This window comes from Streptomyces sp. NPDC001536, assembly GCF_042894505.1.
Taxonomy (GTDB): Bacteria; Actinomycetota; Actinomycetes; order Streptomycetales; family Streptomycetaceae; genus Streptomyces.
Map to the genome: position 1 here is coordinate 448,996 of NZ_JBIAVQ010000006.1, position 26,031 is coordinate 475,026.

At 68.4% G+C, this 26,031-nt stretch carries 13 protein-coding genes and 1 tRNA gene; 9 read left to right on the plus strand and 5 right to left on the minus strand.

Annotated features, from left to right (window positions below; all coding sequences use genetic code 11):
• Positions 1–6 precede the first annotated feature (6 nt).
• From ACFY0U_RS19860 to ACFY0U_RS19885, 6 genes are all read left to right on the plus strand, one after another.
• On the plus strand, positions 7–2,988 hold the full coding sequence (locus ACFY0U_RS19860; protein WP_388637141.1) for a DEAD/DEAH box helicase: 2,982 nt from the start codon (positions 7–9) through the stop codon (positions 2,986–2,988).
• A 4-nt stretch (positions 2,989–2,992) separates the two neighbouring features.
• Entirely contained in the window at positions 2,993–7,945 is a 4,953-nt protein-coding gene (locus tag ACFY0U_RS19865; RefSeq protein ID WP_388637144.1) for an Eco57I restriction-modification methylase domain-containing protein, read from the plus strand.
• Positions 7,946–7,954: 9 nt separating this feature from the next.
• On the plus strand, positions 7,955–14,713 hold the full coding sequence (locus ACFY0U_RS19870; RefSeq protein ID WP_388637147.1) for a DEAD/DEAH box helicase: 6,759 nt from the start codon (positions 7,955–7,957) through the stop codon (positions 14,711–14,713).
• The gene (locus ACFY0U_RS19875) at positions 14,713–16,854 is read left to right on the plus strand and encodes a UvrD-helicase domain-containing protein (RefSeq protein WP_384524835.1); all 2,142 of its coding nucleotides are present in this window, start codon (positions 14,713–14,715) and stop codon (positions 16,852–16,854) included. Before ACFY0U_RS19870 ends, ACFY0U_RS19875 begins: the two co-directional genes overlap by 1 nt.
• A gap of 97 nt (positions 16,855–16,951) precedes the next feature.
• Positions 16,952–18,328 carry an AAA family ATPase gene (locus ACFY0U_RS19880; RefSeq protein WP_388637151.1) on the plus strand — a complete coding sequence of 459 codons (1,377 nt, stop codon included), beginning with the start codon at positions 16,952–16,954 and terminating at the stop codon, positions 18,326–18,328.
• A gap of 143 nt (positions 18,329–18,471) precedes the next feature.
• Positions 18,472–19,071, plus strand: coding sequence for an HNH endonuclease (locus tag ACFY0U_RS19885; RefSeq protein WP_388637154.1), 600 nt, complete (start codon positions 18,472–18,474; stop codon positions 19,069–19,071).
• A 794-nt stretch (positions 19,072–19,865) separates the two neighbouring features.
• On the opposite strand, the gene ACFY0U_RS19890 is transcribed toward ACFY0U_RS19885, so the two are convergent.
• Together ACFY0U_RS19890 and ACFY0U_RS19895 are read right to left on the minus strand one after the other, a co-directional pair.
• Positions 19,866–20,183: an IclR family transcriptional regulator C-terminal domain-containing protein gene (locus tag ACFY0U_RS19890; RefSeq protein ID WP_388637156.1), complete on the minus strand. Its 318-nt coding sequence runs from the start codon at positions 20,181–20,183 to the stop codon at positions 19,866–19,868.
• Between the two features lie 27 nt (positions 20,184–20,210).
• Positions 20,211–20,531: a helix-turn-helix transcriptional regulator gene (locus tag ACFY0U_RS19895; protein WP_217226917.1), complete on the minus strand. Its 321-nt coding sequence runs from the start codon at positions 20,529–20,531 to the stop codon at positions 20,211–20,213.
• Positions 20,532–20,552: 21 nt separating this feature from the next.
• Here ACFY0U_RS19895 and ACFY0U_RS19900 point away from each other — a divergent pair, with 21 nt between their 5' ends.
• Both ACFY0U_RS19900 and ACFY0U_RS19905 read left to right on the plus strand, forming a co-directional pair.
• Positions 20,553–21,554 (plus strand): hypothetical protein, encoded by a 1,002-nt coding sequence (locus ACFY0U_RS19900; RefSeq protein ID WP_388637159.1) that lies wholly within the window; start codon positions 20,553–20,555, stop codon positions 21,552–21,554.
• Positions 21,555–21,648: 94 nt separating this feature from the next.
• Entirely contained in the window at positions 21,649–23,451 is a 1,803-nt protein-coding gene (locus ACFY0U_RS19905) for a hypothetical protein (RefSeq protein ID WP_388637162.1), read from the plus strand.
• A 241-nt stretch (positions 23,452–23,692) separates the two neighbouring features.
• Here the strand turns inward: ACFY0U_RS19905 and ACFY0U_RS19910 are convergent.
• The 3 genes from ACFY0U_RS19910 to ACFY0U_RS19920 form a co-directional block, all read right to left on the minus strand.
• A tRNA-Leu gene (locus ACFY0U_RS19910) sits at positions 23,693–23,780 on the minus strand.
• Between the two features lie 172 nt (positions 23,781–23,952).
• Positions 23,953–24,402 carry a MarR family winged helix-turn-helix transcriptional regulator gene (locus ACFY0U_RS19915; RefSeq protein WP_388637165.1) on the minus strand — a complete coding sequence of 150 codons (450 nt, stop codon included), beginning with the start codon at positions 24,400–24,402 and terminating at the stop codon, positions 23,953–23,955.
• A gap of 31 nt (positions 24,403–24,433) precedes the next feature.
• Positions 24,434–25,108: a GntR family transcriptional regulator gene (locus ACFY0U_RS19920; protein WP_388637217.1), complete on the minus strand. Its 675-nt coding sequence runs from the start codon at positions 25,106–25,108 to the stop codon at positions 24,434–24,436.
• A gap of 303 nt (positions 25,109–25,411) precedes the next feature.
• On the opposite strand from ACFY0U_RS19920, the gene ACFY0U_RS19925 reads away from it, so the two are divergent.
• A partial coding sequence (locus ACFY0U_RS19925; protein ID WP_388637167.1) for a 2-dehydropantoate 2-reductase occupies positions 25,412–26,031 on the plus strand: 620 nt, incomplete at its 3' end.

Below are 26,031 nucleotides of genomic sequence, written 5' to 3' on the forward strand. Positions count from 1 at the left end.
CCGCCGATGACCACCGTCGCCGACAGTGCGTCAGGCAACGTCCCGGGCGATGCGTCCGGTGGCGTCCGGTTCGCCGCCGGGATGCAGGTCCGCGCCCGCGACGAGGACTGGCTGGTCGTGGAGGCCGCCGAGACCGCCAAGGACGGCACCCGCCTGGACGTACGGGGCATCTCGCCCCTGGTCCGCGACCAGCGGGCGGTCTTCTTCGCGCACGAAGGCCTCGACCAGGTGACCCCGCTGCGTCCCGAGGACACCGAGCTCGTCCCCGACGACTCCCCCGAGTGCCGCCGTTCGCGCCTGTTCATCGACGCGTTGATCCGCAAGACCCCGCTGCCCCTCTCCGAGCAGCGCCTCGCCACCGTGGGCACCCACCTCGTCGACGACCTCGCCTACCAGCGTGAACCCGCCAAGGCCGCCCTGCGCGCCCTCCGCCCCCGACTACTGATCGCGGACGCTGTCGGCCTCGGCAAGACGCTTGAGGTCGGGCTGCTGCTGTCCGAACTGATCAGGCGCGGGCGCGGCGAGCGCATCCTGGTGGTGACGCCGAAGCACATCCTGGAGCAGTTCCAGCACGAGCTGTGGACGCGCTTCGCGATCCCGGTGGTGCGGCTGGACTCGGCCGGCATCGAGCGGATCAAGAACGACATCCCCGCCGGCCGCAACCCCTTCTCCTACTACAAGCGCGCGATCATCTCGATCGACACCTTGCGCTCCGACCGCTGGCGCAGCCATCTCATGCAGGTCACCTGGGACGCCGTCGTCATCGACGAGTCGCACAAGCTCATCAACACCGGGACGAAGAACAACCGCCTCGCGCAGCTCCTCGCGCCGAAGACCGACGCCCTGATCCTGGCCAGCGCCACACCGCACAACGGCCAGCGGGAGTCCTTCGGCGAGCTGCTGAGCCTGCTCGACCCGACGGCCATTCCCAACACCAACGACTACGACGAGACGCAGCTCCAGCACCTCTACATCCGACGCCACAAGATGTCGCCCGACGTCTCGGCCGAGATCGGCCACATGTGGGCCACGCGCAAGCCGCCCGTCGCCATCGACTGCACGGCGACCCCGGCCGAGCAGCAGGTCTTCGACGAGCTGTACGACGTCTGGATCAACCCGAAGGACGGCCGCCAGGCCCCTGTCTCCGGCAAGGGCGCCCGGCTCTTCCCCTACACCCTGCTGAAGTCCTTCCTCTCCTCCCACTCCGCGCTCGTCGAAACGGTCGACAACCGGATCGACAGCATCGACCGGAGCACCGACCCACAAGAACGCCAGGCCGAACGCGACGCACTGGTCAACCTCGGCACCATCGCCGAGGCCATAGACATCGAGGACGCCGCCAAGTTCCGGCAATTGGTGAAGGTCCTCAAGGAGGAGATCAAGGTCGGCCCCGGGTCCGACACCCGCGTCGTGATCTTCTCCGAACGCCGCGCCACCCTGCAGATACTGCAGGACACCCTGCCGTCGGCCCTCGGCTTCGCCCCGAGCCGGGGAAAGACCAGCGGCGCCGTCCGCCAGCTCCACGGCGGCCTCTCCGACGACGAGCAGCAGCGCACCGTCAAGGACTTCGGCCTGGCGAGCAGCGAACTGCGGGTCCTGCTCACCGGCGACATCGCCGCCGAGGGCGTCAACCTGCACCGCCAGTGCCACCAGATGATCCACTACGACCTGCCCTGGTCGCTGATCACCATCGAGCAGCGCAACGGCCGTATCGACCGCTACGGCCAGCAGCACTCCCCGGAGATCCGCGCACTGTTGCTGCTCACCGCCGACGAGGACCCCGACCGCCCCTCCGCCGACCGAGCCGTGTCCGAGCGCCTGCTCAAGCGTGAGGACGAGGTCCACCGCACCCTCGGCGAGGCCGCCTCCATCCTGGGCCTGCGCGACGAGGACGCCGAGACGAACGCCATCATGGAACGGCTCCTGGCGAACGAAGAACCGTTCGACGCTGCCGTTCCGTCGGTCCCGCTGGACCCCTTCGAGGCGTTCCTCGCCGACCACACCCCGGACGGCGACTCGCCCGGCTACCGGGTGCCTCAACTGTTCGGCTCCACCCGCGCGTTCGTCGAAGAGGCCCTGGAGGAGGTCTACGACAACCCGGAGCAGCGCATCGGCAAGCACTGGGACGACGACCACCCCCAGATGATGGTCTTCACCCCGGACCGGGAACTCCAGCGCCGCCTGCTGGTCCTCCCCAAGTCGTATCTGGACGAACGGCAGGTCCTGGACCAGCTCCGGGTCACCTTCGACAAGCAATTCGGCCAGGACCGGCTGGACCGCGCCCGTGAGCGCAGCGGCAACCGTGCCAAGGGCGCGATCACCAAGCAGGAGCGCACCGAGACCTCCGGCTGGCCCGACGTCAGCTACCTCACGGACCAGCACCCGGTGGTGGAGTGGCTCACCGACAAGGTCCTTGTCAGGCTCACCCGCAATACCGCCCCGATCATCACGGCGGACGTCACCGAACCGGTGTTCCTCACTCAAGGCATGTACTCCAACGCCAAGGGCCACCCGACCGTCCTGGCGTGGACGTGTGTGAAGGGCCTGGCAAGCGGCACACCCACCTTCGACGACGACCTGGTGGGCGTACTCGAACGGGCCGGGGTCAAGCCGGGGATGCTCAACCGGCCCTTCACCGGCGACGAGGCTGCCTTGCAGGCACTGGTCCCGGCGGCGGTACGAGCTAGCCGCGAGCACATCGCCGAGCTGCGCAGCGAGCAGGAAACCCCGCTGGTGGAGCAACTCGTCGAATATGAACAGCGGTTGGAGGCATGGCGGAAGGCCAGCCTATCGACGTTCGAGCAACTGAGCTTCAGCGGCATCCGGCGGAAGCACGAGGAGACGCGCGTGCAGAAGACGGCGGTGGAGGTCGAGCAACTCATCGAGCAGCTCGCCACCCAGGGCGAGGCGATGGTGCGGGTGATCGGGGTCCTCGCCCCGCCCACGGCCGCCGGCGGCAACGTAATCCAGCAGCAGAGGGGCGCGTGACACCGTGGCATTCGAAGCGATCACCAACCGCGGTGAGTACATCTCCGCCCACTACCTCGCCGAGCTGTTCGCCAAGGACCTCACCGAGCTGCGCAAGCGCTGGACCTCCGCCGACCGGGCGGGCGCTCCGTCGTCCCGGTCGGGTGTGAAGGGCCTGCGCCGCGAGTACTTCAAGGCCAAGGTCCGCATCACCGAGAACAAGGCCTTCGACGGTCCCGAGGTGCGGGAGCTCAACGACCGCCTGTTGGCGGCACTGGCGTATGTCGAGCCGGAGGGCGAGGGCAAGGACGCGGAGGCCGCTGCTCCGGAGCCCGCGGGTTCCACCCACACGCGACTTCGCCGGGGCGACTTCGGTGTGATGCAGGGCGACAAAGAACGGTCGGTGCCGGTGGCGCTCGCCGTCACGGGCCCAGGCGGCCTGGAACTCGTCGCCATGGACGTCACCTGGCAGGTGGACGGCGAACTCGTCGTCGCGGACGTCGAGGACGGCGGCGCACAACTCCTCGAGCCGATCCAGCTCGACGGCAAGCAGCTCATCACCGGCGCGGCCGACGCGGTCACCTTCCTCTTCGGCTGCGAAGACGGCTACGCCCCGCGCTACGTCCTGCTCCTCGCGGGCGGCGCGGTGCTGCTCGCCGACCGCACGGCCTGGCACGAGGGCCGGTTCCTCGCGGTGAGCGTGGACGAGGCCCTGGACCGCAACCTCAGCGCGGACGGCGAGGAACTGGAGGCGGTGGCTGCGCTGTTCGGAGCGGAGTCACTGCTGACAGAGGGTGGCGTCGCCGGGTACCTGGACGGTCTCGTCGACAAGGGCCGCAAGCACGCGGTGGGCGTCTCGAAGGAGCTGCGGGAGGGGCTGCGGCAGTCGGTTGAGCTCATCGCCCAGGAGATCCTGGACCGGCTGGAGGAGGGGGGTGCCGATCCGGCGGAGTTGGGGGACCCGGCCGAGCTGGCGAGCCGGCTCACCCGCGAGTCGCTGCGCTTTCTGTACCGGATCCTGTTCCTGCTCTACGCGGAAGCCCGGCCCGAACTCGGCATCCTGCCCAGCAAGGATGACGCCTACCAGGACGGCTACGGCCTGGCCCGGCTCGGCGAACTGGTCTCCTACGACCTTCCGGAGGAGGCCCAGGACGGCACGCACTTCGCCGATTCGCTGGACCTGCTGTTCCGCCTGGTAGATCAGGGGCACCGCCCCCTGGGCAGGGATGAGGCACCGTCCGAGGACAACGTGACCGTCCTCGACGCGGACGGCCTGCGCTTCGAGGCCCTGCGCAGCGACCTGTTCAAGGCCGACGCGACCCCGCTGATCGGCTCGGTGTCGGTCGAGGGCGAGCGGATCGAGACGAAGCTGCGGAACAAGGTGCTGTGGCGGGTACTCAACCTGCTGATGCTCACCCAGGGCCGCCGCAGTGGCCGCGGAAAGGCCGGCGGTGGAACCGGCAAGGGCTTCATCTCGTACGCGCAGCTGGGCATCAACCAGCTTGGCGCGGTGTACGAGGGCCTGATGTCCTACACCGGCTTCTTCGCGTGGGACGACCTGTATGAGGTCGCCAAGCCGGACTCAGACGGGCTGAGCGGCACCTGGGTCGTGCCGTTGAAGGACGCCGACAACTACGACGAGGACGTCTTCGTCAAGCGGACAGACGAGCTGACAGGCGTAAAGAAGCGTGTCCTGCACAAGAAGGGCAGCTTCGTGTACCGCCTGTCAGGGCGGGAACGACAGCGGTCGGCCTCGTACTACACGCCGGAAGTGTTGACCCGGAGCACGGTCAAGCACGCGCTGGCGGAGCTGCTGGACCAGGACGGTGAGACGACGCCTGCGCGGGCGATCCTGGACCTGACGGTGTGTGAGCCCGCCCTGGGCTCGGGCGCGTTCCTCAACGAGGCCATCAATCAGCTGGCTGCGGAGTACCTGAAGCGCAGGATGGCGGAGCTGGGCGGCGAGCAACTGCCGCCGGACCGGTACGAGGCGGAGCTGCAGAAAGTCAAGGCGTATTTCGCCCTGCACAACTGCTACGGCGTCGACCTCAACCAGACCGCCGTTGAGCTGGCAGAGGTCTCGCTGTGGCTCAACTCGATGCATGAGGGCCTCAAAGCCCCCTGGTTCGGCCTGCACCTGCGTCGCGGCAACTCGTTGATCGGGGCTCGGCGGGCCGTGTACGCGGCGGAGGCGCTGAAGCGAAAGGCATGGCTGACGACGGTCCCGACGGACCGGCCGCTGCGGGCAGGGGCCGAGGACGGCCAGTTTCAAGCAGGCAAGGAGATCCACCACTTCCTGCTGCCGGCCAAGGGGTGGGGCGCGGTCACGGATGCCAAGCAGGCCAAGGAGCTGGCCAAGGAGGAGCGTGATGCGCTGGCCAAATGGCGCACGGCCATCACTGCGACGCCTTCGGTGGCACAGGGCAAGCGGTTGCTGGCACTGGCGACGCGAGTCGAGCGGCTGTGGGATCTGACCCGTCGCCGCCTGATCGTGAGCGAGCGGGAGGTGAGGCGCCAGATCGAGGTGTGGGAGATCGACCCCGACCAGCCATTGGAGAAGGCGTCGGGTGATGTGACGCGTGAGCGGATCGAGAGTGCCCTGAATGAGCCGGGGTCACCGCGCGGACGACTGAAGTTGGTTATGGACGCCTGGTGCGCTATGTGGTTCTGGCCGGTTGGGCAGCCCGACACCCCGGCGCCGCCCACCATGGAGGAGTGGCTGACTTTCTGTGAGGCGACGCTGGGTGTCCCGGCTGCCAGGGCGAAGGCAAGGCCCTCCGGCCGGGTTGGCGGCGGCGCTGCTGGGCTGGATGACGAGTTCGGGCTGTTCGCCGACACTGGCGAGTTCGACAAACTGGCGATGGACGATGAGTTCGACCGGGTGATGAGCCAATGCATGGAAATGCCCTTGGTGACGGGGCGATTCCGATGGTTGAGTGAAGTTGATAACATTTCCCGACGAGAGGGGTTCTTCCACTGGGAATTGGAGTTTGCACACATTTTCGAGAAAGATGGCGGGTTCGATCTTCAGGTAGGGAATCCTCCTTGGCACAGGCCCGTGTGGGACGACCGACTAACTCTTGCAGAATCGAATCCATGGTTCGGTCTGATCGACAGGCCGTCTGAGATCGAAAAAACACAACAGCGCACGCGCACCCTTTCAAACTTCACGGCACTGAGGAATTACCTCGGCGACCTTACATCTTGGGCTGGAATAAATTCCTCACTCGGATCGGCAATCGAGCACCCAGCGCTCTCCGGAATTCAAACGAACACCTATATGAACTTCATGGAGAGGGCGTGGCGAAATCTCGCCCCGACCGGTGCCATTGGATTGCTCCACCCGGAATCGCACTTCAATGACCCGAAGGGTGGGGGCCTTCGTTCTTCCGCATACCGCCGACTGCGGCGCCATTTCCAATTTCGAAACGAGTTGCGCCTGTTTGATGAAGTTCACAACACGTTCGAGTTTGGCATTCACGTATACGGTCCACCGCGTGACCCATCCTTTGTCAACATGAGCTGGGTATTCCTTCCCGACGTCGCCGATCGATCGCTACATCACTCGCGAGGAGGAGAGGGAGCGCCTGGCCTGCAGCATGAGTCGGGAGGGTGGGATACGAGGCCGCATGCGAGTCGCGTTGTCACCGTCAACACGGCAGTGCTAGCGGACTGGGCCGCCCTCATGGACGAGGAGGGCACTCCTGCCCTGCATGCACGAATGCTGAGGCCGTTGACAAGCAATGACAACAGGGCGCTGCAGGCACTCTCTCGCTTCCCTCGGCGAGTGGGCGAGAGGGAGTACTGGTGGTCTCGCGGCCTGGAAGAGGATGGTGCAAAGCGAGAGCGACTTATCGAGTGGCGCACCGCAGTGCCAACGTCATTGACGCAAGTAGTGCTACAGGGTCCTCACATTAGCGCCGGAAACCCGTTCAACAAGCAACCAAACGTTAATTGCAAGTCCAATAAAGACTATGCAACCATTGCGACTGACGAGCTCCCTGAAACGTTCATCCCTCGAACAAATTATCAGCAATCTTGCAAGCTCGCCGACTTTAATTCGGCTCAGCGGGTGTGGGGAGATCGAATTGCGACCTCCTACTATCGGGTTGCCTGGCGGCGTATGACGTCCTCAGAGCTGGAACGGGGGTTCCATGCAGCTCTCCTGCCTCCCGGGCCGACGCACGTCCATACTGTCCATAGCCTAGCACTCTCCGATAATCGCAATACTGCGATTATCGGAGGAATGTGGAGCGCTCTTCCCCTCGATTACCTAGTGAAAGTATCCGGTAAGGCTGACATTCAGATTGAACTGGTCACGAAACTCCCCGCCCCTCTTTCTCACCCTCTCGCTTCCCCTCTACTTCTCCGTACCCTCCGCCTCAATTGCCTGACCCGCGACTACGCCTCCCTCTGGGAAGAACTCTTCGAGCCCGCCTGGCTCACCGACCGCTGGACCGACCCCAAATCTCCCCGCCCTCAGATCCAAGCCGTCGAACCCACCTGGTCCATGGCAACCCCCCTCCGCACCGAGTACGACCGCCGCATGGCCCTAGTCGAGATCGACGCGCTCGTAGCCGTCATGCTCGGCCTCACCGCCGAGCAGCTCTGCGCCATGTACCGCTCCCAGTTCGCAGTACTACGCAAGTACGAGTGGGAGATGTTCTTCGCCCCTGACGGCCACAAGATCGGCGCGGCAACGCACAACGTCGGCATCCGCCAGACCCCCGAAGAGACCGCCTTCGTCAAGGCCTGGGCCAAAGCCGCCCGCGCAGGCGACCCCACACCCGCCATCCCCGAAGGCTGGGTCAAGCCGAACCGCGAGGCCGAAATGACCCGCGCCCACGCGGACTTCACCGCCCGCCTCCACGCCGGCGAATACGGCGACTACGCCGCCTACCTCGCCGAGCACCCCCTCACCACGCCCACGCCCACGCCCGCCGAGTCCACCGCCACGCCCACCCCGGAAAGCAGGTAGCTCCCAGCCATGCTTCCCTCCCTGGCCGCCGAGGATCTGCGCCGTGCCCTCGCCGCGTACCTGACGACGAGCTTCGCGCTCGCCGATGACGACGTCCGCGAGGAGCTCGAGGCATTCCTTGAGCGGCCGGAGAGCCGGCTCTTCCGGGGCCCGTACCTCCGTGTACGTACACCCTTCCGGTACGCGCCCCCCGGCTGGGAGAAGGCTCTGGACTGGTCGCCCAGCCTCCGCCCCTACACCCACCAGGCGACCGCCTGGCAGCGGCTGTCCAGCAAGTCGGGCCACGCCCCCGAGCCGACGATCGTCACCACCGGCACCGGCTCCGGAAAGACGGAGTCGTTCCTCGTCCCGATCCTCGACCACTGCGCCCGTGCCCGCGCTGCCGGGGTGAAGGGTGTCAAGGCGCTGCTGCTCTACCCGATGAACGCGCTGGCCGACGACCAGGCCCGCCGTATCGACGACTTTCTCGCCAAGAACGCCGCCCTCTCCTCCGTCACCGCCGGCATCTACATCGGCGGTGCCTCCGGCAACCGCCCCCCGGACGACGAGGACGAGAACGCCCCCGGCTCCTACGCCCGCGAGTCCGGCGCAAGCACCATCACCCCCGCCCAACTGTCCCCCAACAGCCGTCTGATCACCGACCGTGAGGCCATCCGCGCGAACCCGCCGGACCTGCTGCTCACCAACTACAAGATGCTGGACCTCCTCCTCCAGCGCATCCCGGACGTCCCGCTCTGGCAGGACGGCGGGCTGACGTACGTCGTCCTGGACGAGTTCCACACCTACGACGGCGCCCAGGGCACCGACGTGGCGATGCTGCTGCGCCGCCTGGGCGCGGCCACCGGCAAGGCCGAGCCGGGCCGCCCCCTCGGCACGATCACCCCCGTCGCCACCTCCGCCACCCTCGGCGGCAGAACCAGCGGAACCGGCGCAACCGAGGGAACCGGCGCCGTCGGCCGCATCGCAGCCACCAGCGACACCCCCTCCGCAGAAGCGGCCGCCACCCTCGACGGCCCTCAGAAGTCCGACCGCGAACTCCTCCTCGAATTCGCCGAGAAGGTCTTCGGCACTCCCTTCCCGGACGCCGCCCTCATCGGCGAGGACCGCCAGACGCCCGGCGAGTTCGTCGCCGAGCCCGACTTCCTCCTCCCCGTGCCCTCCCCGGCCGCCCTCGCCGCCGTCCCCGACCCCCTCAACGACCCATCGGCCCTCCACCGACTCGCCGAACTCATCGTCGGCATGGACTTCGCCGACCCGATCCAACTCGGCGAGAAGCTCCGCCAGCACAACCTCATCCGCGCCCTCCTCGACGTCGCGGGCGACACTCCCGTCACCGTCCCGGAGATCGCCCGCGAGTTCGCGAAGCGCGGCGGCGGCGCGACCTGGGACGAGGCGGCCCGGACCGACATCGACCTGGTCGCGACCGGCCTCGCGCGGCTCCTCGCGCTGGTCTCGACCGCCCGCGCCTACGACCCGATCGCCGACCGCACGATCCCCTTCCTCCGCGTCGAGGCCCAGCTCTGGGTCCGTGAGGTGCGCCGCGTGATCCGCGCCACGACGCCGACGCCCCACTTCCGCTGGTTCGACGACGACGGCCCCACCGGGGACACCCGCCCCAACCCGGCCAACCTCGCCGTCTACCCGTCCGCAGAGGTGGACAGCACCGCCGACGCCGACACAGACCCGTATGCCCCCGGCGACGGCACGTCCGCCCTCACCCCGGACAGCCCCGTCCCGTTCGTCCGCCCTGTCGGCCCGGCCTACCGTGCCCATCTCCCCGCCGTGTACTGCCGCCACTGCGGGCGCTCCGGCTGGGCCGCGCTCTCCACGGATCTGGAGTGGCAGCAGCTCAAGACCAAGCCGTTGGAGATCTACCGGGCCTCTGCCCAGGGCAACCGGGCCGTGCGCTGGATGATCCGCGCCAGGCCCGGCGAGCACACCCCGGTCTTCCTCCACGCCGAGGAAGCCGAACTGCGCACGGTGCCGAGCAACGACACCGTGCCCGTCATCACCGTCGCCGGGCCCATCCCCGCCAACGCGGGCGACAAGTGCCCCTCCTGCGACCTGACCGACGGCATGCGCTTCCTCGGTGCGGGCACCGCCACCCTCGCCTCCGTCACCACCACCCAGCTCTTCTCCGACCGCGGCCTGACCGACGACGAGCGCAAGCTGCTGGTCTTCACCGACTCCGTCCAGGACGCCACCCACCGGGCCGCGTTCATCGCCAACCGCAGCTTCGGCTTCACCTTCCGCGGGCTGCTCGCCGAGCAGCTCAAGCCGGGCGCCCCCGTCGCCGTACACGATCTGGCCACCGATGCCGCCGAAGCCGTGGTGACGTCGGCCGAGAAGGGCGAGATGAGCAAGCTCGCCTCGATCGTGCCGCCCGACCTGCGCGACAACCCGGAGATCCGGACGCTCCTCAGCGGCGACGGGTTCAGCGACGCGGGCGCGTACATGCTGCAGGACCGCATGGTCTTCCAGACGCTGCTGGAGTTCGGCCTGCGCTCACGCCTCGGCCGTACCCTCGAACTGACCCGGACCGCCGCCGCGGAGGTGCACCTCCCCGACGCCGCCGCCGTCGCGGCTCTGCTGCGGGAAGCCCACCAGCGCCTCCCGGGGCAGATCACCCTTCCCACCGATGACGCCGACTACGTCGTCTACCTGCGCGGCCTGCTGGAGCGCATGCGCCTGCGTGGGGCGCTGTTCCACCCCTGGCTCAAGGAGTACATCGCCCAGGCCGGCGCCCGGCGCTGGCCGATCTGGGGCGGGCGGCCCACGGGCATGCCCGCGTTCCCGCGCGGCCTGGCCGCACCGACGTTCCCGGTCCTCGGGCGCCTCGGCACGTCCGAGTTCGACTCGCTGGCCCGCGACAACACCTGGTTCGCCGACTGGGGGCACCGCACCCTCGGCTGCGAACGACGCGAGGCCCGCGCCCTCGCCGAACAGGCCATGAAGCTGCTCGCGCAGCGCGAGGTACTGGCGACCTACCCGGCGGAGGGCGGCTCGACCGTCTTCGCCCTCAGGCCGCGCACCATCATGGTGCACAGCCTCGCCACCGGCCGGTCGTCTGCCGACGATGGCAACGGGGCGGACGAGGCCGGGGCCGACGGAACCGGCGTCAACGACCACGGCGTCCGCTGCGACAGCTGCACCTGGCGGCAGACCGTCCCGCCCGGCCGGCGCGAGGACTGGCTCGGCACGCCCTGCCTGCGCTTCCAGTGCGGCGGCACCTTCACCACCGACGACCGCGACTACAGCGACGACTACTACCGCCGCCTCTACACCGTCGACCGCCCCGGTGACGTCCTCACCGCCGAGCACACGGGCGCACTCAGCCGGGCCCGCCGCGAGGAGGTCGAGCAGGCCTTCAAGAACCGCCCCTCGCCGTTCGACCCGAACGTACTGACCTGCACGCCCACCCTCGAACTCGGCATCGACATCGGCGACCTGTCCGCCGTGCTGCTTGCCTCCCTGCCGCCCGCGCCCGCCAACTACGCGCAGCGCATCGGCCGTGCCGGCCGCAGCACCGGCAACTCGCTCACCGTCACCTTCGTACCGCGCGGCGCCCGCAACCAGTACTACCTGCACGCGCCCGAGCAGATGCTCGCGGGCCGGATCATCCCGCCGGACTGCTACCTCGACGCCTCCGAGATCCTGCGCCGCCAGTACCTGGCCTACCTGCTGGACCGGGCCGCCGACCGCAGCCTGTGGCGGGGGACGATGATGCCCGAGGAGCCCATGCCGCACCGCATCGGCGCCCTCTTCACCCGAGGGCTCGCCGAGGACGGCTGGTTCCGCCGCTTCCTGGACGTCGCCCACGCCCGCCACGCCGAACTCGCGTCCTCCTTCGTCCAGCTCTTCCCCGGCATGTCGGCCGAGGCCGAGCAGGGCCTGCGGCAGTTCGCGCAGCTGGAGCTGGAGCAGACCGTCGGCCAGGCCGCCACCGCGTGGCGCAAACGCCTGGAGGCACTGCGCTCCCGGTCCCGGCAGATCGGCCGGGCCTTCGACGCCCTGTCCACCGCATCCGGGGACCGCGAACGCGACGAGCAGCGCCGCCAGCTCTACGCCGAGCGCAGGTCGGTCAACCGGCGCAGGGACGCCCTGGTCGGCGAGAACTCGGTCAACGCCATGGTCCGTCTGGGCCTGCTGCCCAACTACACCCTCCACGACGACGCCACGCTGCTGGACGCGACGCTGTGGTGGAAGGACGCCGACGGCGAGTTCCAGGACCAGCTGACGGAGTACGGGCGGGGCTCACGCATGGGCCTGCTGGAACTGGCGCCCGGCAACACCTTCCACACCGACGGCTACAAGTACATCGTCAACGGTCTGGACCTGGGAGCCGGTGAGGGCGACACCGCCTACGCCAAGTGGCGGCTGTGCCCCGAGTGCGGCTACGTCGCCACCGCCGAGGCCGGCCTGGACCTCACCGCCTGCCCGCGCTGCCTGACGCCGCAGATCGCCGATCCCGGCGCGCTCCACACCGTGCTCGTGCCCGAACGGGTCACCGCCCGCGAGCGGCGCGAGGACGCACGGCTCACCGACGAGCGCGACGAGCGGGAGCGGCGCCGGTTCAACGACATCACGCTGGTGGACATCGACCCGGAACAGCCCCAGGGACTGCGTGCCTGGAAGCGGGTGGGAGAGCTGCCGTTCGGTGTGGAGTTCGCCCGGGTGGCGACCATCCGCACCCTCAACCTCGGCCCGGCCGCCGCCGCGGGCCCCGAGCACCAGATCGCCGGCGACGACGTCCAGGTGCCCGGCTTCGAGACCTGCCTGGAGTGCGGGGCCGTACGCGGCGTGCACCCCCAGGCATGGGACCGGGCCGCCCAGCGGATCGGTACCCGGCACGCGTACTGGTGCGGCCACAAGGACGACGGGATCGACGCCGAGACGGCGTCCATGCAGCGACTCGTCCTCGCGCACGAGCTGACCACACAGGCACTGCGGATCCTGCTGCCCGTCTCCACGATGGAACTGCAGACCCGGCTGGTGTCGTTCAAGGCCGCGTTGCTGCTGGGCATAACCAAGCACTTCGGCGGCGCTCCCGACCACCTGCGCGTCGTACCCGCGACCATGCCGGGCGGCACCCGGGAACTGCGGCGCCGCTTCCTCGTCCTGCACGACTCTATGCCGGGCGGCACCGGCTACCTGGAGCACCTCGCCGACGCGACCGTGCTACACCGGGTGCTGACCCTCGCCCAGACCGCCCTGCGGGACTGCCCCTGCGGCAAGGAGAACCTGCGCACCCCCTGCCACCGCTGCCTGCTGCCGCACGTCAGCAGCAACGAACACCCCTTCGCGTCGCTGCGGGTCGCCAGGGAGCTCCTGGACGAGATCCTCACCGGCTGGGACACGGAGCAGGTCGACACCCTGTCCGGGGTGCGTATCGACCAGCTCGCCGAGAGCGAGCTGGAGAAGCAGTTCGTCCGCACCCTCGTGGACTGGGGCAGCCGCCGCCCGGAGTCCGGCTCGGTGACGCCCCGTGCCGGGGAACGCGGCATGGAGTACGAGCTGCGCTTCACCCGCCCGGACGGCAGCGGCACCCGGTGGCTCTTCCAGGACCACGTGCGGCAGCTGAACTCCGCGCCCAGCGAACCGGACTATCTGCTGACCCGGATCGACGGGCCGTCGACGCGCATCGCGGTCTTCCTCGACGGCTACGCCTTCCACGCCAGCACCGGCATCAACCGGATCGCCGACGACGCCGCCAAGCGCGAGGCACTGCGGGCCGAGGGCATGCAGGTGTGGCAGTTCACGCACGCGGACGTCATGGCCTGGAAGGCGGCGGTGGAGGGGACCGCGGACGACCGCGAGGTGCGCACCCCCGCCGAACCGCTTCTCGGTGAGGGCGCGCTGCGGACGGCCCGGCAGATCCACCAGATGCTGACGGGCGGCCCACGCCCTGACGACACGCTGGATCCTGTGCTGCGGAACCCGGTCGAGACGCTGCTCGCGGTGCTCGCCGATCCCGACGCGGAGAAGTGGTCCCGCAGGGCGGCGGCGCTGATCAGTGGTTTCGCAGGGGGCGGAGCGGCGCGGCAGCCGATCGACCGGTGTTCGGTGGGAGAGCTGCTGCCGGACGTGCTGGCGGGCGGCACCCTGCCGGTACCCGACAACCCGGCCGCCGCCGACGCAATCGCGATGGACGTCCGCACCCTGGGCGGGCTGCGCGTCCTCGGGCTGCTCGACCGGCGGGCCGAGCCCGCGACCGGGCAGCCCGGGATGTCCGCCTGGTCGGCCTTCACCGTGCTGGACGACCGCGACGAGGCGGTCGCCGAGCCGGGCCACCGGGCGCGGTGGGCCGACTGGCTGCGGTGGTCCAATCTGCTGCAGCTGCTGACGGGCGACCGGGGTTCGGCACTGCCGCGTTCGTTCCACCAGGTCGCGATGTCCACGGCCGGACAGCTCGACCCGCACACGGTCGCCCTCCTCGCGGGTGCGCTGCCCACCACCACGGGCCTGCCCGACGAACTGCCGGAGCCCTGGGCGGAGGCGGTCGAGTGGGCCTCCTCGCAGGCCGAAGAACTGCTGTTCGCCCTGTGTCGGGAAGCCCGCACCCGTCACTTCGGCGCCCCGGAGGTCGGCTTCGAGCTCGACGACCGGGTCGCGCAGCAGGCGGAACTCGCCTGGCCGGACGCCAGGGTGGCGGTGTTCCTCGACGTCGACGAGCACCGTGACGCCGCGTTCGCGGAGGCCGGCTGGCACGTCGTACATGCCGGGACAGTTGATGTGGCCGAGTTGGCCGAGCGTTTGGAGAATGTGTGATGTCCAAGGCCCAGGTCGTCATGGCGGACGTCTTCGGCAAGTACTACGACAAGCTCGACGGATCGGTCCAGGCACAGGTGCTGCAGTTCATCATGAAGATGCAGCGCGATCCCGACGCCAACGGGCTGAACCTCAAGCCGCCGAAGGGCGCCGAGGACAAGCGGGTGCGCACGGCCAGGATCAACGACAACTTCCGTGCGGTGCTGATGCACTACGCCGACCGGATCTATTACCTGGTGGCGGTGCTGCCGCACGACGACGCCTACAACCTCGCCTCGCACATCATCTTCGACATCAACAAGGTCACCGGCGGCGTCGAGCTGATCAACCTCGCGAGCCTCCACGGCACCCTGAGCGGGCAGCCCACCCAGGCACCCGCCAGCGAGGAGCCGTCCGTTTTCGCCCACGTTTCGGATGCCGACTTCGATCGGCTAGGCGTGCACCCCTCGGTCGTACCAGCGTTGCGGGAGATCCGCAGCATCGACGCGATACTCGGCTTCGTGGAGCATCTGCCCAAGCTCGCCAGGGACGTGATCCTCTGCCTCGCCGACGGTATGACCGTCGAGGACGTCTGGGAGCACGTCAGTTCAGTCGCCGCGACCAGTGACACCGTCGACCCGGACGACTACGAGGCCGCCAACGAGCGCCCCGCGACCAAGGAGTCCTTCGTCGTCACCGGCGACGTCGCCGAGTTCGGCCGGATCATGTCCGAGCCGCTGTCGGCCTGGCGGATCTTCCTGCACCCGGCCCAGCGCGCCCTGGCCGAGCGCAAGACCCCCAACAAGGGGTCGGTACGGGTCACCGGCGGACCCGGTACGGGCAAGACCGTCGTCGCCCTGCACCGGGTAAAGGCCCTGGCCGAACGGCTGCCGCCCGGCCAGGCGATCCTGCTCACCACCTACACCACCACCCTCGCCGAACTGCTGCGCTCGCTGCTGGAGGACCTCGGCGGCACCCAGCTCACCGCCAAGGTGGACGTCCGCAACATCGACAAGGTCGCCTACGGCATCGCCAAGGAGGTCTTCGGCGCGAAGACCCCCAAATCCCTCGGCGACGACGAGATCCGCAGGCGCTGGGAGGACCTGGCCGAGGAACAGCAGCCGCACCGCTGGGACGCGCGTTTCCTGGAGGCCGAATGGAAGCAGGTCGTGCTCGCCCAGGACGTGCGCAGCCGTGACGAGTACCTCGTCGCCAGCCGGGCCGGTCGCGGTCGGCGCCTCAACCGCCCGGAACGGGCGCAGGTGTGGGGACTGATCGAGGCCTTCGAGCACCGGTTGGACGCGGCCGGTGAGGTCGGCGTCACCCAACTTGCCGCGCAGGCCGCCCGGATCGCCTCGGGCTGGAGCGACGAGACCCGCCCGTACCGGCACATCGTCGTGGACGAGGCCCAGGACCTGCACGCCGCACACTGGAAGCTGCTACGGGCGCTCGTCCCGGTCGGCGAGGACGACCTCTTCATCGTCGGCGACGCCCACCAACGGATCTACGACAACCGGACCGCGCTGAGCGCCCACGGCATCAACGTGCGAGGGCGACGCTCCAGGCGGCTGACCCTGAACTACCGCACGACCCGTCAGATCCTCGGAACGTCGCTGAGCCTGCTGGGCGACGCGAGCTTCGACGACCTCGACGATGCGACCGAGGACCTGGGCGGGTACCGGTCTGTTCTCGGCGGGGCGAAGCCCGAGTTGACCGAGTACCCGAGCACGGCCGCCGAACTCGCGGGCCTGGCCCGACGGGTCGAGGAGTGGCTGGGCGAAGGGCTGAAGGAGGACGAGATCGTCGTCACCGCCCGGACCAACAAGCTCGCGGACGCGGCGGTGGAGGCGTTGCACAACGCGGGGATCAAGGCCGTCAGGGTGAAACCGCGGCAGACTCCGGCGATCGGTTCCGGGGTGCACGTGATGACGATGCACCGGATCAAGGGCCTGGAGTACCGGGCGGTCGCCATCATCGGAGTGGGCGCGGATCACGTGCCGCAGCCCGGCGCCGTCACCCCGGCCTCCGAGGATCGTACCCAGCACGACCGTGACCTGCAGCGCGAGCGCTCGCTGCTGTTCGTCGCGGCCACCAGGGCCCGCGAACAACTCTCCATCACCTGGGCCGGACCACGCAGCCCGTTCCTGGAGGGAAGCCACTGACCTGCGGTGACGCGACACAACGCCGCCGCGTTAGAGTCACCACGGAGCCGGCCGTCGTCCGGCTCTAACCTCAGAACGGGATCCGGGCGGACGAGACATGTACCTGAAGAACCTTCGCCTACGGAACATCAGGTCGTTCCACGGTGCACGCCACGTGGACCTGGACCTGACGAGGCCCGACGGCTCATACGCCGGCTGGACGGTCCTGGCTGGCCGCAACGGCTCGGGGAAAACGACCCTGCTGCGCGCGGTCGCCCTGACGATCAGCGGACCCGCCGTTGCCCGCAGTCTCGTCCCCGGGTTCGACACCTGGGTCTCGCGGGACGAGACGGTGGCGAAGGCCGAAGTGTGCCTGGTCCATGACCCGGAGCAGGATCAGTTCACCACGGGGCGACGTCCGGTCCGGCCGATCTGGGCGGGGCTCCGCTGGACCGCGGCGGAGCAGACGTCTCTCTCCGGCAAGCCGGGTTCCAGCAGGGCCGGACAGCCGGCGCTGAACGCCATCGGCTACCAGAAGGAACGCCCCGTCGCCCAGCGCGGCCCGTGGGCGGACAATCCGGTGGGATGGTTCTGCGCGGGGTACGGTCCCTTCCGCAGGCTCGCCGGGGGCTCGAGCGACATTCAGCGGCTGATGTCCAGCTCAGGCGCGGTCGCCCGGCTGACGAGCCTCTTCCACGAGGACGCGTCGCTGGCGGAAGGCGTGAGCTGGCTTATCGAGCAGCACCTGCGCGCATTCGAGGACAAGGACGGCGCCCGGGACCTCAAGGCGGCCGCCCTGGCCATCCTGGGCGACGACCTGCTGCCCGACGACTACCAGATCGACAACGTCGACTCCGAGGGCCTGTGGGTCGTCAACCGAAACCATCGGTTCCCGCTGCGGGAGATGAGCGACGGCTACCGCACGGTGGCAGCCCTGGTCGTGGACATCCTCAAGCAGATCCATGACGCCTACGGCGAACTCGTCCTGGACACGACGGACGGCACGCCGAACGTTCCGAGTTCCGGGGTCGTCATCATCGACGAGATCGACGCCCATCTGCACGTGTCCTGGCAGAAGCGCATCGGCGGCTGGCTGAAGGCGCACTTCCCGAACATCCAGTTCATCGTCACCACACACAGCCCCTACATCTGCCAGGCAGCGGACCCGGGCGGACTGATCCGGCTACCGGGCCCTGACGAGGAGAGCCCTGTGGAGGTCGTGCCCCAGCACCTCTACGACCGCATCATCTTCGGCAGCGGCGACGACGCCGTGCTCTCGGACCTGTTCGGGCTCGACACCCCCTACTCGGACCAGGCCGAACAGAAGCGGGAGGAGCTCCTCGCCCTGGAGCTGGACGTCGTGCGAGGCCGGGCCAGCGAAGAGGAAAAGGACCAATACCGTTATTTGAAGCGCAAGTTGGCCAGTTCGCCGGCTACTCGCGTCGATGAAATCGCGGCCCGGCTCCACTCCCGTCGTCCACGGCACGACTCATGATCCGAGTGACGAGGGTGCTACTCCCGCAGACGACGCTGACTTCCATGGCCGGCTACACCGATGACATCGGGCAGGCCGCTGTTCCCAAGACGCGAGCGGGGCAGTTATGGAAGCACACGTCCGTCCGCAGGCACATACACCCCGTGCTGAAAAGCGCCCTCGCGGAGATGGCACCCGGGCTGGAGCGGTGCATGTACTGCGGGGACAACCAGGGCACGGACATAGACCACTTCGAGCCCGTCCGTATCAATCCGTTACGGACCTTCGACTGGGACAACCACCTGCTGGCGTGCTCCCTGTGCAACAGCCACCTCAAGCGTGACCTCTTCCCCCTCGCCGACGACGGCACGCCCCTGCTCATCGACCCGAGCAGTGAGGACCCCGCTCCGCATCTGCACCTCTCGCTCGCAGCCGGTGAATATCTCGACCTCACCGACAGGGGTACCGCGACGATCAAGGTCTTCGGTCTCAATCGGAGCATCCTCGTCCGGGGACGGCGCAACGCGTATCGGATCACCCCGCTCCTACTGGACAAGTGGCGTGCTGCCTTCGAGAAGGACGACCTGGAGGAGGCGGCAGCCTGTGCGGCAACCATCTGGGAGCAGCCCACCGCCGACGTTGTTCATGCCATGTTCCACCAAGCAGTCGTCCCGGGCGCCGAGGACATCTTCACCGACGAGTCCGACACCCTCGCTCTGCTGCGCGATCCGGTGATCCGTACCGGACTGCTGGGCACCTGCTAGGTCAGCGCCCTGCGCAAGCACGTTCTCGCTGGCTGAGAGCTTCCCTCGAGAGAAGACATGGGAGGACACCGCCGTGAAGCTGAGTTCGGCGGTCGGTGACATCACCGAAGTGGCCGACTGCACAGTACCCGGGTAACAGTCCCTGAAGTATCCGTGCGGCTTGCGCCCAGATATAGATCAGATTCGCCGCTTTGATCTCCGAGATGAAGCCTGCTTCTCCCAGGACACGAGTGGCCGGTTAAGCGGCCACATGTCAGGATCGGACTGTGCCTGCTTTCCTGGACGCCGCCGAAAGTTCGAGGTGCCCTACCGTGCCGCCTCCCAGGATGCGGCGGGTGGTGTTCGTCGCGTTGCTGAGCTCGGACGGGCGGCCTGCCCTGGTGGCAGACGACCTGCCTGGAGCTGTTCCCCGATGGGTGCTCCCGTCAGGATCGGTCCGAGCCGCAGAGCCCTACCGTGAGGCGGCAGTGCGCGTACTCCGCGATGCGGTCGGCGCAATGCCGGTGCACGGGGGTGCCGTTGAAGGATGCCGTTGGGCTCAGGTGCCTGTGCCCATAGGCCGGAGCCGTCGAGAGGCGCACGTGTTCATCTTTCGTCTCGTTGGGGCTGGTGCTCCGCCGGAGCATCTGCCCTGGGGAGCGACACACTGGGCGGGACCTGAGCAGTGGCAGGAGTTGTGCACCCGGTGCGATCTGCCAGATGTGGCTGTGCTGTTGACGGGATACCTGGAGGGGTGGATCCCGGACGGGCGGATCACGTTGGGGCCTTGAGTCCCGGCACCTCGGCGCCCGCTGTCACGCTGCCCCGGCGATCATGGTGGCGGTCTCCTGCAGGGCAGCGGCAACTGCTGGCATGTCCTGTTCACGCAGACGTACGGCGGGGGCGTACACGGAGATCGCGGCGAGCGGTTCCCCGATGCGGTTGCGGATGGCCACGCCTACGCCGTGCAGGTCGTGTGCACTTTCCTCGAGGTCTGCCGCCCATCCCCGGACTCTGACTTCCTCCAACTCCACCTCAAGCAGTGGCCACTCAGTGATGCTTCCTGCCGCCGTGGCAGGGAGCGCGGCCGGGAGTGTCGCGCGTACATCTGCCGGGTCGCGCAGTGCGAGCACGACTGACCTCAAATAGGCAATTGGAGATCAGTCATGAGCACATTGGGTCGCATTCGATCCGGGCCAGAGCGCCAGGCCCAGGGCGCGCTCCAGTCGGCAGACCGTCAGGACATCCGGCCAGGTGGCTCCCGCCAGCAGATCACCGATGGTCTGTCTGCCGACGTTGCTCTGGGTGGCCAGTGCGCGCAGCGAGAGCTCCGGCCTCTCGCGCAGGGCGGCGGCGAGGCGGCGGGCAATCGTCTGGACGACCGCCGCGGCGGGCTCCCCGGCGATCCGGGCATCCGGCCACTCCTCCGGATCGACGGCGTAGCTCCATGGCGGCGCCGTGCGCGCTCGGCCTCCGGTCATAAAGATGCGTTCCTTCAGATCGTGATCGACACTGACACCAGCGGCCGGTTAACCGGCCACATGTCATGGGCCTTGCGCCTGGAGGTCGCTGTGTCGAATCGCCTGCTGGCCTACGCACCGAAGGCGGAGACGGTGCCGCCCGCCCAGTGGCGCCGCATCGCGCCGGTCGTCCGCTCGCTGGGATTCCTGGCCGTCGCAGCGGGACCCTACGGCCCAGACGTGATCATGACGCCGCTCACACGGCTGGTCGCCTGGGCCGAGGCCCAGGGCCTCCCGCTCGAACCCTCGGTGATCCATGACCAGAGCACAGTCGAACGGTTCATCCTCGTCGGCTGCCGCGACATGGGCGCCAACAGCCGCCGAACCTGCAGCAGCCAGCTGCGCCGGGCCTCCGAAGCGCTCCTGTTGGACCAGCTCGGACAGCATCCGCCGATCCGGCTGAAGGCCACCGCCGCCCCAGTGACCCCCTACCCGCCGGCGGAAATCGCCTACTGGCTGATCTGGGCGCAGAGCCTGCCCACCCCGGCCCAGCGGCGCAACGCCTGCCTGCTGTTCTGTCTCGGCGTTGGCTGCGGGCTCGCCGTTGAGGATCTTGTGTACGTTCAGGGGCGGGATATCCTCGCGGGCCCTACCGGCCGGGCCCTGGTCAATGTGCACGGGCGCCGTCCGCGCACTGTCGTATGTCGGTACGCCTACGAGGAACTGCTGCTGGCAGAAGCCGCCCACATCCCGGCAGACGCGTACGCCTTCCGGCCGGACTGGCAGGACCGCACCAGCAAGCACATCGCATCGGACTGGCTGGCCAGGTACCCGCGGATCATCGGCCGTTGTGACGGTGCAGTGCTGCAAACCCAGCGGCTGCGTACGACCTGGCTCGTCGAACTGCTGAATGCAGGTATTCCGCTGAAGGTGATCCTCAAAGCGTCGGGACTCGGGACCCTGCACAGCCTCTCGCGCTACCTCGTCTTCCTCCACGACGTGCCTGAAGCGGAGGCATCCGATCTGTTGCGGGGGGCGGCATGAGCAGGAAGGACCCGGAGGACAAACCTTGCCGGCGTACCGGCCTCGCTTTACGCCCTGCACCGCAGGCCCCCGGCCGTACCTCAGCGACCGTGTTGTGAGGCAGGTCTTCGACCTCGTGCGCCACAGCGGAGTACTGGAACGCCTTCCCTCCAACGAGCACCGGCCAGGCCCGAAGGGCTTCCCGTTCCGCACAGTGCTGATCGGCTTGATCCTGTCGCAGTACATGGGCAAGAGCGCGAACATCGACGATGCGTGGGAGACGCTCTTCTTCGCACTGTCTCCAGGGTCCAAAGCCCTCCTTGACATCCCCAACGTCGACCTGCACATCCGCGAGGGCGCAACCCGAGAAGAAATCGACCGCGTCGCGCACCACCAGTACGCGACGTCGAAGCGCGTCTACCGGTCCTGGGCCTCGATGACCCGGCGCCTCGACCCGGCACCACACGACCGCCGCAAGCGGCTGTCGCTCAGCGAGGCCAAAAAGATCCGACGGAAGTGGAATGCCCGCGCCAACCAGGACACCGTGCGCAACCTGGAGGCCATCGCCCAGGATCTGATTCTCGCTCCGGTGATGGCTTCCTACCGGCGCGGCGACTTCGCTCGGTGGCCTGGCCACCTCGCGGTCGACGACACTCCGGTTCCGGTCTGGGGCAAAGAGCCGGACTACCACCAGGACCGGGCCTCGCTTGAGATCACCGCCGGGATGTACGTGAAGGGAGGAACGCAGAAGAAGTCGGGGCCCAGCGGCAAAGCTGCGGCCTCCACGAACACTGGCACCCGGCGCGGCACGGCAAACAAGCCAGTGCCTCGCAAGAGCAAGTCGGGCCAGGAGAAGAAAGCCAAGGCGTCGGAGAAGAGAGAGTTCCGCTACGCCATGATGGCCGCTTTCCCGGGCCATGGCCATGGCGACCTCGCCGGCGCCTACCCCGCGGTCTGCCTCGGCATGATCCTTCGCACCCCGGGTACCGAACCCGGCCCGGCCGCCCTGCGCGCCATCCAGCCGGCCTTCGAACGCGGCCTGGTCAAAGACCTGTTCTGCGCCGACCGGGGCATCACCCAGGCCAAGCCGCACAACCTGCATCTGCAGCTGATCAAGCTCGGCCTCAACACGGTGAAGCACTACAACGACGACAAGGTCGACCGGCAGGGAGAGTTCCGCGGCATGCAGTTGGTCGGTGACGAGTTCTACTGCCCGCTGATGCCCACCCCGCTCATCACTGCGGGCGCCACATACATCGACAGCCGCACGGACGAGGCGCGCGCCCACGCACTCAACCTGATCCAGTCCCGGAAGGACTACCAGACCAAGATCAAGGAGTACGGGCCCGCAGGGAACCAGCGTCGACAGTGCCCTGCCCTCGGGTCCCACGCAACGGTCACCTGCTACCGCCGGCCCCAGCCACGCCCGTCCACCGTCGTCGACCTCGACGCCCCCACTGTCCGTACCCCGGCGGCCCTGCCCACCATCCCCAGGCCCAAGCGGGACACCCCCGTCTACCCCGACATCTGCAGGGGGAAGAGCATCACCGTCCCGGGCACCGTGTTGGCCAAGTGGCGGCAGAAGTACCCCCTGTTCACCCCTCTGTGGCAGGAAGCCTGGTCCGGACTGCGCAGTCAGAACGAGGGCGGCAACGGCAACCTCAAGAAGTCCGCCCTCGACAGCATCGACAATCCCCAGCTCCGCCTGCCGCACGGACGCGTCGCACAGACCCTGCTCAATGCCGTCATCATCTTCGTGGCGAACCTCAGAGCCATCCGACGGTTCCTCCGCGACCAGGGCGTCCAGCCCCGCAAAGCCGGCACGCAGAGCACCGCAACCCGACTCGGTGCGTACTCCGATCCGCCGCAGGCGCGACCGCTTCCGACCGAGCAGGTCGAGCCGCCGCCACGCGAGTGACACACCCCCGCCGCGCTCCACCCCCTGAAAACCCCACATGCCTGCGCCACGGCTACCAGCCGTCGCGCAGGCATGTCCTGTTTCCGCAGGTGAGAGGCACAGTGCCTGGACCGCCACCGCCTCACCTCCTCATCGAGTCGATCACGAGGCTTGAGGCCCCAGAAACGACGAATTACCGGTGAGTCACTGACTCGACCGGTAATTCGTGAACGCTTCGGGACGATCTCGTGAACGTCCCAGCTGGTGTCCGAGGGGGGACTTGAACCCCCACGCCCGATAAAGGGCACTAGCACCTCAAGCTAGCGCGTCTGCCATTCCGCCACCCGGACTAGGTGTCTGTCGCCTGGCCGGGGGTGTTCCCCGCGGCGACATGGACAACAATACCAAGCTTTCGGAGCGCCTTTCACCTGCATATCCGTGCCTCGGAGGGCACTCCGGGGCCACGGTACGGAGCGCTCCCGAGGGCTCACCATCAGCGACGGAACGATTACGCGGAGAGGGTCACCCGTGGACCCGTTCCTCCGCGACCAGCATCCGCAGCGCCCGCACGAGCGATGCCGCCGTCTCCTCCCCCAGCGGTGCGAGGAAACGTTCCTCGGCGTTCCTGCGCGCCTGCTCGGCCCGGCTCAGACACTCCTGTCCCGCGGCCGTCAGCTCGACGAGGTTCTTGCGCCGGTCCCGAGGACTGCGACGCCGCTCGACGAGTCCCTGGTCCTCCAGTCCGTCCAGGAGCGCCACCATCGTCGTACGGTCGACACCGAGCCGCCCGGCCACCTCGACCTGTGACGGGGACGCCGCCCCCGAGAGCACCGCGAGCACCGTCAGCTCGTGGCCGTCCACTCCGTGGGGCGCGAGGGCCTCGGCGGATGCCCTGGCCAGCTTGGCCTGCGCCTTCTTCAGGAGGTGGCCGAGCCGGTCCCCGGGGGGCGAGGGTCTCTGATCGTCGGACATGCGGGGACTGTACCCAGGGTCGATCGGAGCCCTACTTGTCGCGCTCGTGGTACGTCTTCCGCGTGTGTTCCGTGTGGGCCCGCATGACCGCCGTGGCGCGCTGCTCGTCGCGGTCCGTGATCGCCGCGATCAGCTCGCGGTGCTCGATCCAGGACTGCTGTCCGCGCTGCCGGGCGACGGGTGTGTAGTACCAGCGGACGCGGCGGTCGACCTGTGCGGCCAGCTCGGCGAGGACGGTGTTGCCGGCCAGTTCCATGATCTTCGCGTGCAGCCGGGCGTTCGTCGCGACCGCGCGGTCCACGTCGTCGGCGGCGACCGCGCGCTCGCCCTCCGCGCACAGCTCCTCCAGCACGCCGATGGCGGTCTTGCCCGCGTTGGCCGCGGCGAGCCGGGCCGCTTCGGCCTCCAACAGCGTGCGGACGGTGAGGAGTTGGTCGGCTTCCTCCTCGGTGGGTTCGTGCACGAACGCGCCCTGGGCGGGCCGTAGATCGACCCATCCCTCGGTGCTGAGGCGCTGGAGCGCCTCCCGCACGGGCTGCCGGGAGACGCCGAGATGGCCCGCCAGTTCGCTCTCGACGAGATGCTGGCCGGGCTGGAGGGCGCGGGTGGTGATGAGTTCGAGCAGCGCCTCGTAGACACGGTCGCGCAGCGGGCCGGGGCGTTCGAGCTTGGGCACCGCACCCTGCGGCAGTCCTGTTGTCGACAACATCACGGCCCCTCCTCGGCAGCGTCATCGCTGTATGCGAGAGCCAAGTATGGATTGGCTTTCGCCTACAGTCTACGGCGCACAAACGCCTGGACACCCGGGAGTTGGGCCTGTCCCGGCAGGCTGTAGCAGCAGCTCACGAGCGCGGATGAGCAAACGACCCGTGCTTCTCAGGCGCCACGGATGGCCGTCGGGGGGCCGTCCCAAACTCTTGCTGGCACCAGTTCCATCCTGTAGACAATATTTCGTCGACAGATTTCGACAGTTCCGCGGTACACCCTCGACCGAACGGAGCGCCACCCAGTGAAAGTCGCAGTCCTCGGCGCCGGAGCCATCGGCGCCTACGTCGGCGCCGCCCTGCACCGCGCAGGCACCGACGTCCACCTCATCGCCCGTGGACCGCACCTCGCGGCCATGAGGCGCAACGGCGTCCAAGTCCACAGCCCCCGCGGCGACTTCACCGCCCACATCCACGCCACCGACAACCCCGGCGACATCGGCCCCGTCGACTACGTCCTGCTCGGACTCAAAGCCAACTCCTACGCGGCGTGCGGGCCGCTCATCGAACCACTCCTCCACGAGTCCACCGCCGTCATCGCCGCCCAGAACGGAATCCCCTGGTGGTACTTCCACCACCACGGCGGACCGCATGACGGCCAGCGCATCGAAAGCGTGGACCCGCACGGAGCGGTCAGCGCGGTCCTCGCCCCCGAACGCGCCATCGGCTGCGTCGTCTACGCCGCCACCGAACTCGAAGGCCCAGGCGTGGTACGACACCTGGAAGGCACCCGCTTCTCCATCGGCGAACCCGACCGGACGATCTCCGAGCGCTGCCAGACCTTCAGCGAAGCCATGCAAGCCGGCGGCCTCAAATGCCCCGTCGAAAAAGACCTCCGCAACGACATCTGGCTCAAACTCCTCGG

Coding starts and splice junctions, on each gene's coding strand:
- ACFY0U_RS19915 (WP_388637165.1), bottom strand. CDS start 24,402: ATGTCCGACGATCAGAGACCCTCGCCCCCCGGGGACCGGCTCGGCCAC.
- ACFY0U_RS19880 (WP_388637151.1), top strand. CDS start 16,952: ATGTACCTGAAGAACCTTCGCCTACGGAACATCAGGTCGTTCCACGGT.
- ACFY0U_RS19875 (WP_384524835.1), top strand. CDS start 14,713: ATGTCCAAGGCCCAGGTCGTCATGGCGGACGTCTTCGGCAAGTACTAC.
- ACFY0U_RS19870 (WP_388637147.1), top strand. CDS start 7,955: ATGCTTCCCTCCCTGGCCGCCGAGGATCTGCGCCGTGCCCTCGCCGCG.
- ACFY0U_RS19895 (WP_217226917.1), bottom strand. CDS start 20,531: ATGACCGGAGGCCGAGCGCGCACGGCGCCGCCATGGAGCTACGCCGTC.
- ACFY0U_RS19860 (WP_388637141.1), top strand. CDS start 7: ATGACCACCGTCGCCGACAGTGCGTCAGGCAACGTCCCGGGCGATGCG.